This is a genomic window from Actinoallomurus sp. NPDC052274 (genome assembly GCF_040679475.1).
Lineage (GTDB): Bacteria > Actinomycetota > Actinomycetes > Streptosporangiales > Streptosporangiaceae > Actinoallomurus > Actinoallomurus liliacearum.
In genome coordinates, this window is record NZ_JBFAUT010000008.1 from 202638 (window position 1) to 217017 (window position 14380).

A 14380-nucleotide genomic window follows, 5' to 3' on the forward strand; every position below is an offset into this window, starting at 1 on the left:
CCACGCGGTACCCGAAGAGATGCGAGGCCGGCCCATGTCCCTGCTGGGCGCCGGCATCATGACCCTGCAGGGCCGCGGCATGGCCGTCGGCGGCGCCGTCGCGGCCGTGGTCCCCCCGCACCTGGTGATCTGCGCAGCCGATCTGCTGGGCACGGTGAGCGTCCTGGGCGTGCTGCGTTCGGTACGCGGACATCAGGCCCCACCACGGTTGGAACATCGTTCGCCGCCCCAAGGGGCATGAGAAAAGCTCGGTCAACGGGTACCGGACCCTCGGGCAATTCACCATTTATCTGGATGCGCTGGGTGCACGATCCGTCGATCGCCGAGCCTTTGGTCCGGTACCGCAGCCGCCGCTGTCCGAGGCCACGGCCACGTGCGCGCCTCCAGCACCGCACGAGTGAGTTGATCGGTATCGGCGGCCTCGACCAGCCGCCACCCGGCCGGAACCCGCACCAGGGCCCACCACGATCGGGTACACCGTCCGAACCAGAAGGTAAGACCCGGGAACCGTCGAAAGATCACCCAGGCGGGGTCGGGGCTCACCATGAGCTGCTTGGGGCCAGGCGGGAGGCGCCCGTCCGAACCACTGTCGAAAGGCGAAGACGCCGGTCCGCCGCAGCCGGCCCCGGTCATGACACGCCGTCCCTGTCACGTGCTCTCAGGTATGCGGCGATCCGGTGCGCTGCCCCGGCCGCATCGTCGGCAGCGTGCCGGTCCTTGTCCTCGCGCCGCCATACGAATGCCCCATCGATCATCTCGATCGATAGGCGAGGCGCTGTCAGGCTGAGACGCACTGACAAGGCCGGGCGGGCGTCGCTCATTTCAACCCGGACCCCGCTCTTGACCAGCTCCCGGCACAACTCGGCCAGCCGATCGACCTTCTGCGCATGGCTCCAGGTCGTGCGGGCGGGGATCTCCTTTCCCATCCGCGATCTCCCTCGTATGCGTGACGAGTGGGTAACTCTGTGTTCCACTTTCACATCCGTCAAGGCATCATGAGAGGAGCCCTAACTGTGGGCCGATGACGGGCCCACAGCGACCGAACGAAAGCCGCGATATGACCGAACATTTGCGAGTCCCAATCGCGCTACTTCTCGCGCGCCTCCGCGCCGCAGCGCAGTTGTCTCAAGCGGACCTGGCGAAGCGGGTTAATGAGATTTCGGGAGCTAACCTGACTCGTTGGGACATCTCGCGGTATGAGCGTGGTGGGCGCATCCCGACCGTTCATCTCTCCGCTTTAGCCGTCGCGCTCGGTGTCGAGTTGAGCATGCTGGAGGAGGCCGCCTCGATCACGCGGGCGGTTCGCCGAGGCGAGGTCTGGGCCGTAAGCGGGAACGGCGAGGACAGGCAGCGCACCCCTGATGATGAAGAGCGGCTGATCCGAGCCGCGCGCAATCCATCGCGCGTTGACGCCGCCGTCGTCGCCGATCTGAGCGGGACTCTCGCCGGCCAGCGCCGCATCGAGGACATGATCGGGTCCGTGGCGATCATCGAACCGGCCCGGGAACAACTCAAGCTCACCGTTCGACTCCTCCGCGAAGCACGCGGTTCTCTGGCCGACGATCTGGCCGCGACCGCGTCCGAAACCTCGCAGTTCAATGGCTGGCTTCATACCGCAACCGGTTGCCATGACGCCGCCGCCGCCCTGTACGACCAGGCGCTACGACTCGGTATCCAGGCTGGCAAAGCGGACTTGGCGGCCACAGCCCTGTCCATGCAAGGCCACCTGGCGTGGGTGACCGGTGACATCGGCTCGATGGCCGCCCTGTCGAGTGCAGCCGCAGAGATGGCCATGGGCGCCGGAACGCGGACGGTGGCGATCCAGCAGCGAGGGCGCGCACTCGCGATCATGGGCGACAAGGACGGCGCGCTACACGCCATCGGCGAGGCTGAACAGGTCCTCACCGGCGGGAAGTCCGGCGATGATCCGGACTCCCTCTATTTTTATGGGCCGGAATACCTCGGGATGCAGCGGGGCCTCATCTTGGCCTACCTCGCGGGCAGTCCGACCGCCTACCTCTACGCTGCGAACACAATCTCGGACGCCATCACAACCCTGCCCGCTGCCGTGCGCGACTCCGAATGGGTCGCCTGGTATCGCGTCCGAGCCGCTGCGGCCTTTGTCGCCGGAGGTGAACCGGACGCCGCGTCGGCGAGGTTGCGGCATGCGCATGCGATCGCGTCGGCGACCGGATGCAGTAGAACCCTCGGAGAGATCGCCAAAGTGCACGCGCGCATCGCCGCCAAGTGGCCCACGCACCCATGGGTCGTCGAAGCCGCAGAACAGATCACCGAGCACTGAGTGCTTACCTCAGTACTCGCGTTCGTCCGCCATCGGAGCTGAGCGTGGCTGACCCTCGCTGCGGAGTCCTGGGGGAGGGCGAGGTTGACGCGGTGAAGGGCTTGGTCACGCTGAGTCAAGAGGGGAGACAAAGATGATCTTGAAGCTGTAGCGTCGGTCGTGCCGTTCGGCGTCTGCTGGGAACACGCTGCCCGGCTAGGCGGCAGCGTTCCCTGCTAAGACACCTCCATCGAGGATGAGGAAGGCACCGTTGAAACGACGTTCAAGGTCAGTGCTGGCCGTGGCGGCCGCCGTGGCCGCCTGTACCGTTTCGGCTCAGCCCGCCTTCGCGGATGGTTCCGACCCTGCCAGCGTGGTGCCGATCTCGGGTACCAGCGCGCTGCCGGCGGGTTGTGGGCTGTCCGAGGGCGACGGTTACGTGCTGAACCCGAACACCGAGGTTCAGCCCATGGTGGCGCGGGATCCGAAGCGGCCGCGGCACCTCGTCGCGGTGTACCAGCAGGACCGGTGGAACCGGTACGGCAGCAACGGAGCCGTCACCGCCGTGTCCGACGACTACGGCGCGACGTGGCATCGGTCGGCGACGCAGCCCGCGTTCTCCCGGTGCAACGGCGGTACCGCGGCCAACGGCGGGGACTACGACGTCACGACGGACCACTGGGTCACGATCACGCCGTCCGGTACGGCGGTGGCCGCGTCGTTCTCGCTGTCGCGTACCGGTGAGGTGACGGCGATGCTGGTGTCGCGGTCCGGTGACGGCGGCGAGCACTGGGACGCCCCGGTGACCCTGCAGCGGGACGACGACCCGCAGTTCTTCAACGACCGCCCGGCGGTCACCGCCGATCCGTACCACCCGGGCGTGGTGTATGCGGTGTGGGACCGGTCCTACAGCGGGTCGAACGGCGACTGGGGACAGCCGGTCTACCTGGCGAAGTCGACCGACGACGGGAAGACCTGGTCCACGAAGAAGGTGTACGACTTCCCCACCAACAGCGGCGCACTCGGTACGGTGCTGACACCGATGGCCGACGGGACGCTGTTGCTCGGCATGCACCAGGAGACCGACACCACCGCCGCCACCCAGGTCATCCGCTCGACGGACGGCGGCGACACGTGGTCGGCGCCGACGCTGGACGTCGCGGCCCCGTTCACCGTGGCTACCAAGATTCCGGACCCCGACAACTCGGGTGACCCGGTGCGCAACGCCACAGAGCCGCTCCTGGCGGTCCAGCCGAACAGCAAAGTGGTGAACGCGGTCTGGCAGAGCCAGGACGCCGACGGCACCTTCCACGTCGCGTACGCGCGGTCCACGGACGACGGGAAGACCTGGTCCAGCCCGGTTCGCGTGGACAAGACGCCCACCGGTTCGGCCGCGGTACCGGCGATCGCCGTGTCCCCCGGCGGCACCGTGGCGGTCACGTACTACGACTTCCGGAAGAACACGTCCGCCGCCACTCTGCCCACCGACTTCTGGGCCGTGACCTGCTCGGCGGACTGCGCGAAGTCCGGATCGTGGCGCGAGCAGCACATCGAGGGCTCGTTCGACGCGCGGAAGGCGCCGTTGACGAGCTCCGGCCGGATGATCGGTGACTACACCGGCCTGGTCTCGACCGGCTCGGCCTTCGTGGCCGTGTACGGCGTGACCACCGGCGACACCGCCAACCCGGTGGACGTCCACAGCGCGACCTTCTACAACTGATCGACCGGTGACGGCCCGTCGGCGCTCCCGGCGTCGGCGGGCCGTCTTCCGCCGGGGGACGGTGGCGGCGCGCGCGAAGTTCATGTGAAAACGATCGCGCTGATCAGCCGGGGTGGGCGGCGAACCCCGGGCCAGGGTGCGGACATCTCCTTCAGTGAGTTCCGATTCGCTGGGAGGCTCCGAATGAAGCTCAAGCGCCTGCGTTCCACCGTCGTTCTGGCCTGTGGGGGCGGTCTGATCGCCCTTTCCGTCACCGGGTGCCATGTCGGCGGGAACACGTCGGCATCCGCCCCGGACTCGCCCGAGGCGTCGTCCGTTGCGAGCGCGTCGTCGTCGGCCTCGTCCACGGGGAGCAGCGGTCGGAACGCGGGCGGAACGGCGGGCCGTGCGACGGCACCGTCGACCAACGGGAGCATGCCGACCTGCATGGCCGCCGAACTCCGTGCCGATCTTCAGGTGCAGAACTCGAACTCGGAGGAGAAGGGCATCGGCATGCTGATACTGACCAACCGGTCGGATCACCGGTGCCTGATCCCGGCCGGGTGGGCGCCGATCGGCGCAGGCGGGCCGAACTTCACGCCGTTGCCGGCGACGCGCGTGAACTACCCCGGCAGGGGGAGGGCGATCGCGCTGCGCGCTGGATCCTCGGCGTTCGCGGGACTGAAGTGGCATACCGGCCCGGACTGCGGTGGGGTCACCTCCGGCCTCGGCGTCGCCTGGAACAGCTCTTGGATCCCGCTCACGTACTCCGGGGACGGCGACCACAAGCCGCCGATCTGCGACTCCATCGTCCTGGGCACCGTCCAGCCCATCACGGACGGCGTCAACTTCACCTGATGCGCGTCCGGCCGGATGATCTGGATCGGGCCGTCAGATATGGACCAGGGTCGAGTACTTCTTGCCGCCCTTGATGCCGACTTCCGAGGCCACGGCCATCCGCGATCGGGCCGAGGCTGATGCGGGCCTGTCCGGTCAGGCCGGCCGGACAGCGGTGACGTCGAACTCCAGCATCACCTTCCTGCCGACCAGGCCTGCGGCGCCGGTCCAGTTCACCCCCCAGTCCGCCCGGTCGATCACGGCGCTGCCTTTGACGCGAATCCGGGCCTTGCCCTGCGGGTCGTGGTCAGTGCCGGTCTGCTCGAGGGCCATGGTGACCGGTTTGGTCACGCCGCGGATGGTCAGGTCACCGGTGAGCTCGAAAGCGGTCTCGTCGACCTGCCGCACCCCGGTCGAGGTGAAGGTGATGGTCGGATGGTCCTTCAGGTTCAGGAATTTGCTGCGCAACAGGTCGTCGCGCTTGGCGTTGCCGGTCTGGATGCTGCCGGCCTGGATCGTGAGCTCGACGCGCGACTTCGGCGGATCGTCGCCGTCCAAGTGCCCTCCGCCCTTGAATTCCTCGAACCGCCCGCGCACCTTGGGGCCGATCGTGTGCCGGGCGACGAAGCCGATCCGGGTGTGGGCGGTGTCGAGGGCGTAGTCGCCGCTCAGCTCCCCGAGCGCAGCCGTGATTGCCATGCTGGTCGCTCCCATGAGAAGGATGAGTGAGGAATCCAGCATTGAGGCAGGTCAACGGCGGATCAATGTAAGCTTCGTTGAGCGATCCATAAGTCTGGAGTTATCGATGGAGCTTCGGGACATCGAGATCTTCCTGACGTTGGCCGAGGAACTGCACTTCGGCCGCACCGCCGAACGACTCCACGTGTCCCAGGCCCGCGTCAGTCAGGCCATCGGCCAACAAGAGCGGCGTCTCGGCGTGGCCCTGTTCGATCGCACCAGCCGACGCGTGAGCCTGACACCGGTCGGCCGGCGCCTCCGCGAAGATCTGCAGCAGGCCCTCGACCTCCTCCAGGAGGGACTCGCCCGCGCCGAAGCGGCCGGCCTGGGTGCGGGCCAGACCCTACGGCTGGGCGTCTTCGGCCATGCCGGATACGAACTACGCCCACTCATCGACACGTTCCGCACGCGTTACCCCGGCAGCGATGTCCGGTTCAACGAGATCACCGGCAGCGACGCGTTCACCTCCCTGCGCACCGGAGACAACGACATCAACGTGCTGTGGCTGCCCGTCGTCGAAGCGGATCTGACCGTCGGCCCCACCGTGCTGACCGGAGGCCGCGTGCTGGCCGTGTCGGCCGACCATCCGCTCGCCGAGCGCGGTTCCGCCTCCCTGGAGGACCTCGCCGACGACCACGTCGCCGACCTCGGCCCCGACGCCCCCGAGTACTGGGTCGCCGCCATGGTCCCCATGCGTACGCCGAGCGGTCGCCGTATCCCGCGCGGGCCCGCCGCGCGGACCTTCCATGAGGTCCTTTCCCTGGTCGCCGCCGGACAGTGCGTCCACCCGCTGGGCGAGATAGCCGCCCGCTACAACAACCCTCCCGACATCGTCTTCCTGCCCATGCGCGATGCCCCTGACCTTCAATGGGCCCTGACCTGGCGCTCCACCGCCGACAGCCCCGCCATCCGCGCGCTGGCCCAGATCGCCGTCGATCTCGGCCCCATCGCGCTGTGACGGCGACGACGGGCGGCAGCCCACTACCGCCGCGATGCCACGCCGCCGATCACGACGATGATCGCTCCATATGCGTGTACCCGTGGCCGCGGGCGTCCGGCAGCAGCGCGATGCCCATGCTCCAGCAGTGGGCGGCGGGCGTGGTCTGCCGGCGGCGCCAGGCCACGAAGCCCAGCGGCTCGTCACCTCGCATGACCATCAGCGTGCCGCCGCCCTCGCCGATCAGACCGTTCTCGGCCCATCGGCGCCGGTAACGGCCGGGATCGAACCATCCGAACCGCGCGAACTTCCCCGCCTTCTCCGGATCCTGCGTCAGGTCCTCCAGGATCCGAAGGTCGCCCTCCTCGACCGGGCGCAGCCTCACCTGATCGGCCTTGGGACGATCACCACCCATGAGCGGCGGCCGTGTCGGTCGATCGGCCGGTCAGGCGGCCCTGGATCTCTGCCAGCACCGCGTCCCGGCGCGGGACCACGTAGAAGTGGTCGCCGGGGTGGACCCGCAGGGTGAACTCGCCGGTGGTCAGTTCGGCCCACCGTTGGACCTGGGCCGGTGTGACGACCGGGTCGGCGTCCGCGGCGAAGGCGGTGATCGGGAGGTCGAGGAGCGGGCCGGGCTCGTGCCGGTAGCCCTCGAGCAGCCGGAAGTCGCTCCGCACGTACGGCAGCACGAGTTCGCGCAGTTCCGGATCGGCGAGGGCCCGTGCGTCGGTGCCGCCGAGCCGGACCAGCCCGGCGACGAGGGCGTCGTCGTCCTTGTCGTGCAGGACGTCCTTGGCCGATCTGCTCGGACGGTCGTGCGCGGCGTGGGAGGCGGAGACGAACAGGTGCGTCGGCGGGGTCCCGTGCGCGGTCAGCAGGCGGGCGGTCTCGTAGGCGATGGTCGCCCCCATGCTGTGCCCGAACAGCGCGACCGGCCGGTCCAGCAGCGGGCCGAGCGCTTCGGCGACGGCACGGGCGACCTGGCCCGCGTCGTCGACGAGGGGCTCGAACAGCCGGTCCGCCCGGCCGGGGTACTCCGCGATGTGGACCTCGACCTCCGTGGCCGCCATGGCCAACGGGCGGTAGAACGCAGCCGAGCCGCCCGCGTGGGGAAAGCAGATCAGCCGCGTCGCCGCGGCCGGCCGGGCCTGGAAGCAGCGGAGCCAGCCCGGCACGTCAGCCCCTCTCGTGCTGTTCCATGGCCGCGATGAGGCTCTTCGGGCGCATGTCGGTCCAGTGTTCGGTGACGTAGTCCAGGCAGGCCTGCCGGGTGTCCTCGCCGTGTGCGACGGTCCATCCCGCGGGCACGTCCGCGAACGTCGGCCACAGGGAGTGCTGCCCCTCCTCGTTGACGAGGACGAGGTAACGACCGTCGGGGTCTTCGAACGGGTTGGTCATCAGTTGCGTGGCATGCCGAGCCCGACCGTCAGGCCAGGGACGAAACGCCGCTCCCTCCTTCGAGTGTCGGTGGTGGTGGTTAGGGTGCGGGCATGCGGTTCCGGCTTGCGCCTATGCCCGCCCAAGAGCAGGCGTTGCTGAACCACTGCACCCACGCCCGATATGTGTGGAATCTCGCTGTTGAGCAGCATCAGCACTGGCGGTCGGGCCGGGCGAGTGCGCCGGGGTATGCCGAGCAGTCCCGCCAGTTGACCGAAGCAAGGAAAGAGTTCGCCTGGCTGGCGGCGGGATCGCAGACGGTGCAACAACAGGCGTTGCGTGACTTCGCTCAGGCCATGAGCAACTTCTTCTCTGGCACGCATCGACGGCCGACCTGGCGCAAAGCGGGCGTCCATGAGGGGTTTCGAGTCGTGGGCCAACGCGGTCGGCAATGGGAGGTACGGCGCCTGTCCCGCAAGACGGGTGAGGTGTGGGTCCCGAAGGTCGGCTGGATCCGGTTGCGCTGGTCCCGTCCAGTTCCTGCCGAGGCCAAGTCCTTCCGGGTCAGCCGAGACCGGGCGGGGCGCTGGCACGTGGCGTTCGCGGTGATTCCGCCACCGGTCAACGGGCCTGGTGCGGGCGAGATCATCGGAGTGGATCGTGGCGTGGCTGTCTCGGCCACCTTGTCGACCGGTGAGCGGTTGTCGGTGCCCGTCTTGCGCGGCACCGAGGTCGACCGCTTGCTGCGGCTGCAGCGCAGGCTGGCGCGCGCCAAGCGGGGGTCGAACCGCCGGACGAAGCTTAAGACGGCGATTGCCCGGCTCAATGCGCGCCAGGTCGATCGGCGTAAGGACTGGGTGGAGAAGACCTCCACTCGTCCCGCGAGCGATTTCGACCTGATCCGGGTCGAGGATCTGAAGATCAAGAACATGGTGCGGTCCGCGCGCGGCACCCTCACCGCACCCGGCACGAACGTGCGGGCCAAAACCGGACTCAACCGTTCCATCCACGCGGCGGGCTGGGGCCTGCTGGCTACCCGCCTGGAGCAGAAGGCGCCGGGCCGGGTGGAAAAGGTCAATCCTGCGTATACCTCCCAGACCTGTCATGCCTGTGGGCACTGCGCTGCGGAGAATCGCGAGAGCCAAGCGGTTTTTCGCTGTCGCGCCTGCGGGCATGTCGATCACGCGGATGTAAACGCGGCCAAGAACATCGCGGCAGGATGTGCCGTGACAGCGCGGGGAGCCCTCCAGCCAAGAGGTGGGGCTGTGAACCGCGAACCTCAACCTGTTCTCACCTCCGGGTAGGGGCCGGGTTGGAATTCCTGCCTTCAAGCAGGAAGGACGTCAAGTCTCCAGACTCTCCTTCAACTTCGCGGCGATTCGGGCCAGCGGGCCGGGATCGGCCATCTCGGTGTGCGCGCAGTCGACCGGGTGCCGCTCGACGCGGGCGGCGTGCGGGGTCCAGACGTCGGCGGGCGGCGCCTCGGGGTTGCGCGCGGCGGTGAACAGCAGCAGGTCCCCGTCGAACCGGCCGGGGACGAACCGCCGCCCGTTGCGCAGGGCGTTCAGGTAGGCGCGGTACAGGCCCTCCAGGCGGCGGCCGTCGATCCCGCCGAGCGCGCTGCCCTCCAGGAGGGCGGCGACGTCCTCCGCCGTCACGTCGTCGGCGACGTCGAACCCGAGGTCGCGGAGAAGGTCCGGCAGCGGCACGTCGGCGTCCGGGGCCCCGTCGAGGGGGTAGGAGTCCATCAGCGCGAGCAGCGCGACCTGTTCGCCGTCCGCCCGCAGCCGTACGGCCATGGCGTGCGCGATCAGGCCGCCGAGCGACCAGCCCAGCAGGTGGTACGGCCCGGTCGGCTGGACGGTGCGGAGGACGGCGACGTAGTCGGCGGCCATCTCCTCCATCGATCCGGGCAGTTCCTCGTCGCGGGCGATACCGCGCGCCTGCAGGCCGTACACCGGGCGGCCCGGAAGGTGGCGCAGCAGGCCCGCGTACGTCCAGGCCACGCCGACCGCCGGGTGCACGCAGAACAGCGGCGGCCGGTCACCCCCCGCGCGCAGCGGCAGCAGCACGTCGAGCGGTGCCGTTCCGCCGGTGACCGCGGCCGTCCCGCCGGCGGTCCGGGCGTCCGCCGTGTCGAGGCGGCGGGCGAGCGCCGCGACCGTCGGGGCCTCGAACAGCGCGCGGACCGGCAGGCCGACGCCCAGTTCGGCGCGGACCCGGCCGGCCAGGCGGGTGGCGAGCAGGGAGTCCCCGCCGAGCTCGAAGAACCCGTCGTCGACCCCGACCCGGTCGAGGCCGAGCACCTCCGCGAACAGGCCGCACAGGATCTCCTCCAGCGGGCCCAGCGGCGGCCGGGAGGCCCTGGCGAGCTCCGGCGCGGGCAGCGCCGCGCGGTCGAGTTTGCCGCTCGGGCTGAGCGGGAGGGCGTCCAGGATGACGACGGCGGAGGGCACCAGGTGGCCGGGCAGGGTCCGCGCCGCCGCCTCCCGCAGCTCGGCCGGGTCGGCGTCGCCGGTGACGTACGCGACGAGGCGGCGGTCGCCCGGCCGGTCCTCGCGGACGACGACCGCGGCCTGCCGGACGTCCTCCCGCTCGGTGAGCACCGCCTCGATCTCGCCCGGCTCGATCCGGAAGCCGCGCACCTTGACCTGCGCGTCCGTACGGCCGAGGTACTCCAGGTGGCCGTCGGGCCGCCGCCGGACGAGGTCCCCGGTCCGGTACATGCGGCCCGGCCCGAACGGGTCCGCCACGAAGCGCTCGGCGGTCGGCGCGGGCCGGTTCAGGTAGCCGCGGGCCAGGCCGATCCCGGCGACGTACAGCTCGCCGGGCACGCCGGGCGGCACGGGCCGCAGCCTGGCGTCCAGGACGTACACCCGCGTGCCGGTGATCGGCAGCCCGATCGTCGAGGCGTCGTCGGTGAGCGGCGCGCTCATCGTCGCCGCCACGGTCGTCTCCGTCGGCCCGTACGCGTTGATCATCCGGCGGCCGGGCGCCCAGCGTTCGACGAGGCCGGGCGGGCACGCCTCGCCGCCGACGACGAGGGTGCGCGGGTTCGCCAGGCCCTCCGGGTCGACGCCGGCGAGCACGGCCGGGGCGACGAAGCCGTGCGTCACCTGCCGCAACGCGTCGCGGAGCGCCTCGCCGCCGTACACGTCCGGGGGCACGATCGTCACCGTCCCGCCCGAGGCGAGGCCCATGAGCAGCTCGAACACCGACGCGTCGAAACTCGGCGAGGAGAAGTGCAGCGTCCGGTCGCCCGGCGCCAGGCCGAACCCCGCGATCTCGGTCGTGGCGAGGCTGGCCAGACCCGCGTGCGTGACGACGACGCCCTTCGGCCGCCCGGTCGACCCGGAGGTGTAGATGACGTACGCCGCGTTCTCCGGCCGTACCGGTCTGGTGGGGACGTCGCGTCCGGTCGCCGGCGGGGGCAGGCGCGGCCCGTCGTACGGGAGCGGCACGCCGGGGTGGGCGATCACGCAGCCGGGCCGGGCGTCGTCCAGCATGTACGCGACGCGGTCCGGAGGATAGCCGGGGTCGATCGGCAGGTACGCGCCGCCCGCCCGGCTGACGGCGAGGGCCGAGACGACGAACTCCGCCGATCGGGGCAGCGCGATCGCCACGACCGTCTCCGGGCCGACACCGAGCCCGGCCAGCTCGCCGGCGAGCGCCCCGGCCCGCGCCCACAGCTCCGCGTACGTGAGCGTCTCGGACCCCCCGACGGTCGTGACGGCGGGGGCGTCGGGGGTGCGCTCGACCCAGGTCTCGACCAGTTCCGGGAGCGTACGGGGCGGTGCGGCGGGCGGGCCGGCCGCCCAGTCGCCCAGGATCCGGTCGCGTTCACCAGGGAGGAGGACGTCCAGGTCCGCGACGGGGGCGTCGGGCCGCGCGGCCATCGCGCGCAGCAGCCGTTCGACGCGGGCGAGCAGCAGCCCGGCCTCCGCGTCGTCGTACGCGTCGGGCCGGTGGTCGAGCCGCAGCCACAGCCGGCCGCCGCCGAGCGGCGCGGCGACCAGCGCGAGGGGGTAGTGCGTCGCGTCGAAGAGGTCCACGCGGGTCAGTCGTACGTCGCCGAGCGCGATATCCCCAGGCTGGGGATAGTTCTCGAACGCGGTCATCGTGTCGAACAGCGGCATCCGGCCGACCTCGGTCAACCCGGCGTGCTGGTGGGGGAACAGCTCGGCCTGCTCCTCCTGCAGGCGGGTCAGCAGGGCCGCGACCGACCGCTCCTCCTCGATCCGGACCCGCACGGGGACGGTGTTGACGAACAACCCGACCATCCGCTCGACACCGGGGATCTCCGGTGGCCTGCCGGACACCGCCGCCCCGAACACCACGTCGTCGCGGCCGGTCAGCCGGGACAGCAGCAGCCCCCACGCGCCCTGGACGAGCGTGTTCGCCGTGAGGCCGTGCCGCCGGACGGCGGACAGGTCCAGGTCGACCTCCGCGGTGACCCGTCGCGGCGGCAGCGGCGGCCCGGCCGCCGTCGCGGGGGCGACCAGCGTCGGCTCCTCGACCCCGTCGAGGGCCTTCCCCCACGCCTCGCGGGCCGCCGTACGGTCCCGGCCGGCCAGCCACTCGAGGTACCGCTTGTACGGCGTGACGGGAGCGGGCTCGCCGCCGAGGTACAGCGTGAAGAACTCCTCCGCCAGGACCGGCATCGACCAGCCGTCCAGGAGGATGTGGTGGCTCGTGACGATGAGCCGGTTCCGCTCCGGCCCCTCCGGGACGAGGGTGAACCGCAGCAGCGGCGGCCGGGCCAGGTCGAACGGCCGGGTCCGCTCGCGCTCGGCGACCGCGTCGGGGTCGCCGGTCGCCTCCTCCCAGGGCAGCGGCACCTCGCGGTGCACGAGCTGGACCGGCTCGCCGTTCTTGCGCTGGCGGAAGCCGCACCGCAGGTTCGCGTGCCGGGCGAGCAGCGCGGCCGCGGCGCGCCGTAGCGCCGCGACGTCCAGGGGGCCCGCCAGGTCCAGGACGAGCTGCGTCGCGTACAGGTCCCGGTCGTCCAGCGCGGCGTGGAAGTACAGCCCCTGCTGGAGCGGGGACAGCGGCAGGACGTCCTCCAGCCGCCCGCGTCCGGTGGTCACAGCTCCTCCAGCTCGGCCTCGAACTCGTCGATCTCGTCCTGGCCGAGGTCGACCAGGGAGATGTCGGACGGCGTGTGCCCGCCGTCCTCGGTGACGGCCAGCTCCCGCAGCGCCGCCGACCACGCCTCGGCGAGCGCCCGCACGTCGTCCTCGTCGTACAGACCGGACGCGTACGACCAGGTCACCAACAGGTGCGGGCCGTCCGGCAGGTCGTGGGTGACCGCGTTGACGTCGATGCCGTGCGGCAGCGGCGTGCCCGGGCCGTGGCCCATGCCGAGCAGGTCGGACTCCGGCGCGGTGGACCAGTCGCCCTGTCCGGGGTTAACCCGGCCCTGGTAGTTGAAGCCGACCTGCGGCGTCACGGTGAGCGTGCCGCGCGTCGCCGGGGTGAGGTGGCGCAGCAGCCCGTACCCGAGGCCCTCGCCGGGGACGGCGCGCAGCTGTTCCTTGACGCGTTTCAGGGCCGGGCCCGGGTCGTCGGTGCCGGGGGCCAGCCGCACCGGGTACAGGCTGGTGAACCAGCCGACGGTACGGGACAGGTCCGCGCCCAGGTCGGCGCGGCCGTGGCCCTCCAGGTCGACGAGCACGCCCTCGCGTCCGCGCCAGCGGCGCACGGCCAGGGCCAGCGCGGTGAGCAGGACGTCGTTCACGGTGCCGTGGAAGGCCGCCGGAACGGTCGTCAGCAGCGGTTCGGTGACCTCGGGCGGCAGGCTCGCCCGCACGTGCCGTACGGTCTCGGCGGTGTCCCGCGCCGGGTCGAGCGCCCGGCGGGCCAGCGGCGGATCGTCCTCCAGCGCGGCCCAGTGCGGGAGCTCGTCCACAAGCTGTGGATCGTTCGCCGCCGCGACGAGTCGCCGCGCCCACCCGCGGAACGACGCCGGGACCGGGTCGAGCGGGTGGCCCTCCAGCGCCAGCACCAGGTCGGGGAGCAGGATCCGCCACGAGACGCCGTCGACGACGAGGTGGTGCAGCGTCAGCAGCAACCGGCCCGGCGCGTCGCCCGCGTCGAACCAGACCACCCGCACCGTCGCGCCCGTCGCCGGGTCCAGGGCCCGCCGCGCCGCGTCCGCGTGCTCCACGATGCCGTCCAGACCCGCGACCCGGGCGACGTGCGGCCGTCCCGTACCGGGCGGCGTGATCTCGGCGTGCCGCCCGTCGAACCGCAGGCGCAGCGCGTCGTGGTGGTCCATGAGCGTCTCGACGGCCCGCGTCAGCCGGTCCAGGCCCAGGCCGGGCGGCACGGTGAGCAGCGCCGACTGGTGCAGCGAGCCGCCCAGCCCGGCGAACCAGCTCATGATCGGCGTGAGCGGCACCGGCCCGACGCCCGCCCCTTCCGGCTCCGGCGCCGCGCCGTCCCGGCCGGCGGGCCGCTGACCGCCGGTGAGGCCGAGGAGCTCGCTCCGCTGTTCAAGGCGATCGCCGAC

General features: G+C 71.2%; 13 protein-coding genes. 6 read left to right on the top strand and 7 right to left on the bottom strand.

What is annotated here, in order from left to right; genetic code table 11:
* The first annotated feature begins 19 nt into the window (after positions 1-19).
* The gene (locus tag AB0K82_RS10305; RefSeq protein ID WP_364395020.1) at positions 20-241 is read left to right on the top strand and encodes a hypothetical protein; all 222 of its coding nucleotides are present in this window, start codon (positions 20-22) and stop codon (positions 239-241) included.
* A gap of 388 nt (positions 242-629) precedes the next feature.
* Here the strand turns inward: AB0K82_RS10305 and AB0K82_RS10310 are convergent, their stop codons facing one another.
* Positions 630-926: a hypothetical protein gene (locus AB0K82_RS10310; protein ID WP_364395022.1), complete on the bottom strand. Its 297-nt coding sequence runs from the start codon at positions 924-926 to the stop codon at positions 630-632.
* 131 nt (positions 927-1057) lie between these two features.
* On the opposite strand from AB0K82_RS10310, the gene AB0K82_RS10315 reads away from it, so the two are divergent.
* From AB0K82_RS10315 to AB0K82_RS10325, 3 genes are all read left to right on the top strand, one after another.
* Positions 1058-2302 (top strand): helix-turn-helix transcriptional regulator, encoded by a 1245-nt coding sequence (locus AB0K82_RS10315; RefSeq protein ID WP_364395024.1) that lies wholly within the window; start codon positions 1058-1060, stop codon positions 2300-2302.
* Positions 2303-2654: 352 nt separating this feature from the next.
* Complete coding sequence (locus AB0K82_RS10320) at positions 2655-4001, top strand: sialidase family protein (RefSeq protein ID WP_364395026.1); 1347 nt, start codon at positions 2655-2657, stop codon at positions 3999-4001.
* A 414-nt stretch (positions 4002-4415) separates the two neighbouring features.
* The gene (locus tag AB0K82_RS10325) at positions 4416-4838 is read left to right on the top strand and encodes a DUF4232 domain-containing protein (RefSeq protein WP_364395028.1); all 423 of its coding nucleotides are present in this window, start codon (positions 4416-4418) and stop codon (positions 4836-4838) included.
* 135 nt (positions 4839-4973) lie between these two features.
* Here the strand turns inward: AB0K82_RS10325 and AB0K82_RS10330 are convergent, their stop codons facing one another.
* Entirely contained in the window at positions 4974-5516 is a 543-nt protein-coding gene (locus AB0K82_RS10330; RefSeq protein WP_364395030.1) for a YceI family protein, read from the bottom strand.
* 106 nt (positions 5517-5622) lie between these two features.
* Here AB0K82_RS10330 and AB0K82_RS10335 point away from each other — a divergent pair, with 106 nt between their 5' ends.
* Positions 5623-6513: a LysR family transcriptional regulator gene (locus AB0K82_RS10335; protein ID WP_364395032.1), complete on the top strand. Its 891-nt coding sequence runs from the start codon at positions 5623-5625 to the stop codon at positions 6511-6513.
* Between the two features lie 49 nt (positions 6514-6562).
* On the opposite strand, the gene AB0K82_RS10340 is transcribed toward AB0K82_RS10335, so the two are convergent.
* The 3 genes from AB0K82_RS10340 to AB0K82_RS10350 are packed head-to-tail and all read right to left on the bottom strand — an operon-like array spanning position 6563 to position 7890.
* On the bottom strand, positions 6563-6877 hold the full coding sequence (locus AB0K82_RS10340) for a GNAT family N-acetyltransferase (RefSeq protein WP_364395034.1): 315 nt from the start codon (positions 6875-6877) through the stop codon (positions 6563-6565).
* A gap of 19 nt (positions 6878-6896) precedes the next feature.
* A complete protein-coding gene (locus AB0K82_RS10345) occupies positions 6897-7667 on the bottom strand; it encodes an alpha/beta fold hydrolase (RefSeq protein WP_364395036.1) in 771 nt (256 codons plus the stop codon).
* 1 nt (position 7668) lies between these two features.
* The gene (locus AB0K82_RS10350) at positions 7669-7890 is read right to left on the bottom strand and encodes an MbtH family protein (protein WP_364395038.1); all 222 of its coding nucleotides are present in this window, start codon (positions 7888-7890) and stop codon (positions 7669-7671) included.
* A gap of 92 nt (positions 7891-7982) precedes the next feature.
* On the opposite strand from AB0K82_RS10350, the gene AB0K82_RS10355 reads away from it, so the two are divergent.
* Positions 7983-9173, top strand: coding sequence for a transposase (locus AB0K82_RS10355; RefSeq protein WP_364395040.1), 1191 nt, complete (start codon positions 7983-7985; stop codon positions 9171-9173).
* A 39-nt stretch (positions 9174-9212) separates the two neighbouring features.
* On the opposite strand, the gene AB0K82_RS10360 is transcribed toward AB0K82_RS10355, so the two are convergent.
* Together AB0K82_RS10360 and AB0K82_RS10365 are read right to left on the bottom strand one after the other, a co-directional pair.
* Positions 9213-12956 (bottom strand): amino acid adenylation domain-containing protein, encoded by a 3744-nt coding sequence (locus AB0K82_RS10360; protein WP_364395042.1) that lies wholly within the window; start codon positions 12954-12956, stop codon positions 9213-9215.
* On the bottom strand, positions 12953-14380 hold a 1428-nt coding region (locus AB0K82_RS10365; RefSeq protein ID WP_364395044.1), incomplete at its 5' end, for a condensation domain-containing protein. The genes AB0K82_RS10365 and AB0K82_RS10360, both read right to left, overlap by 4 nt.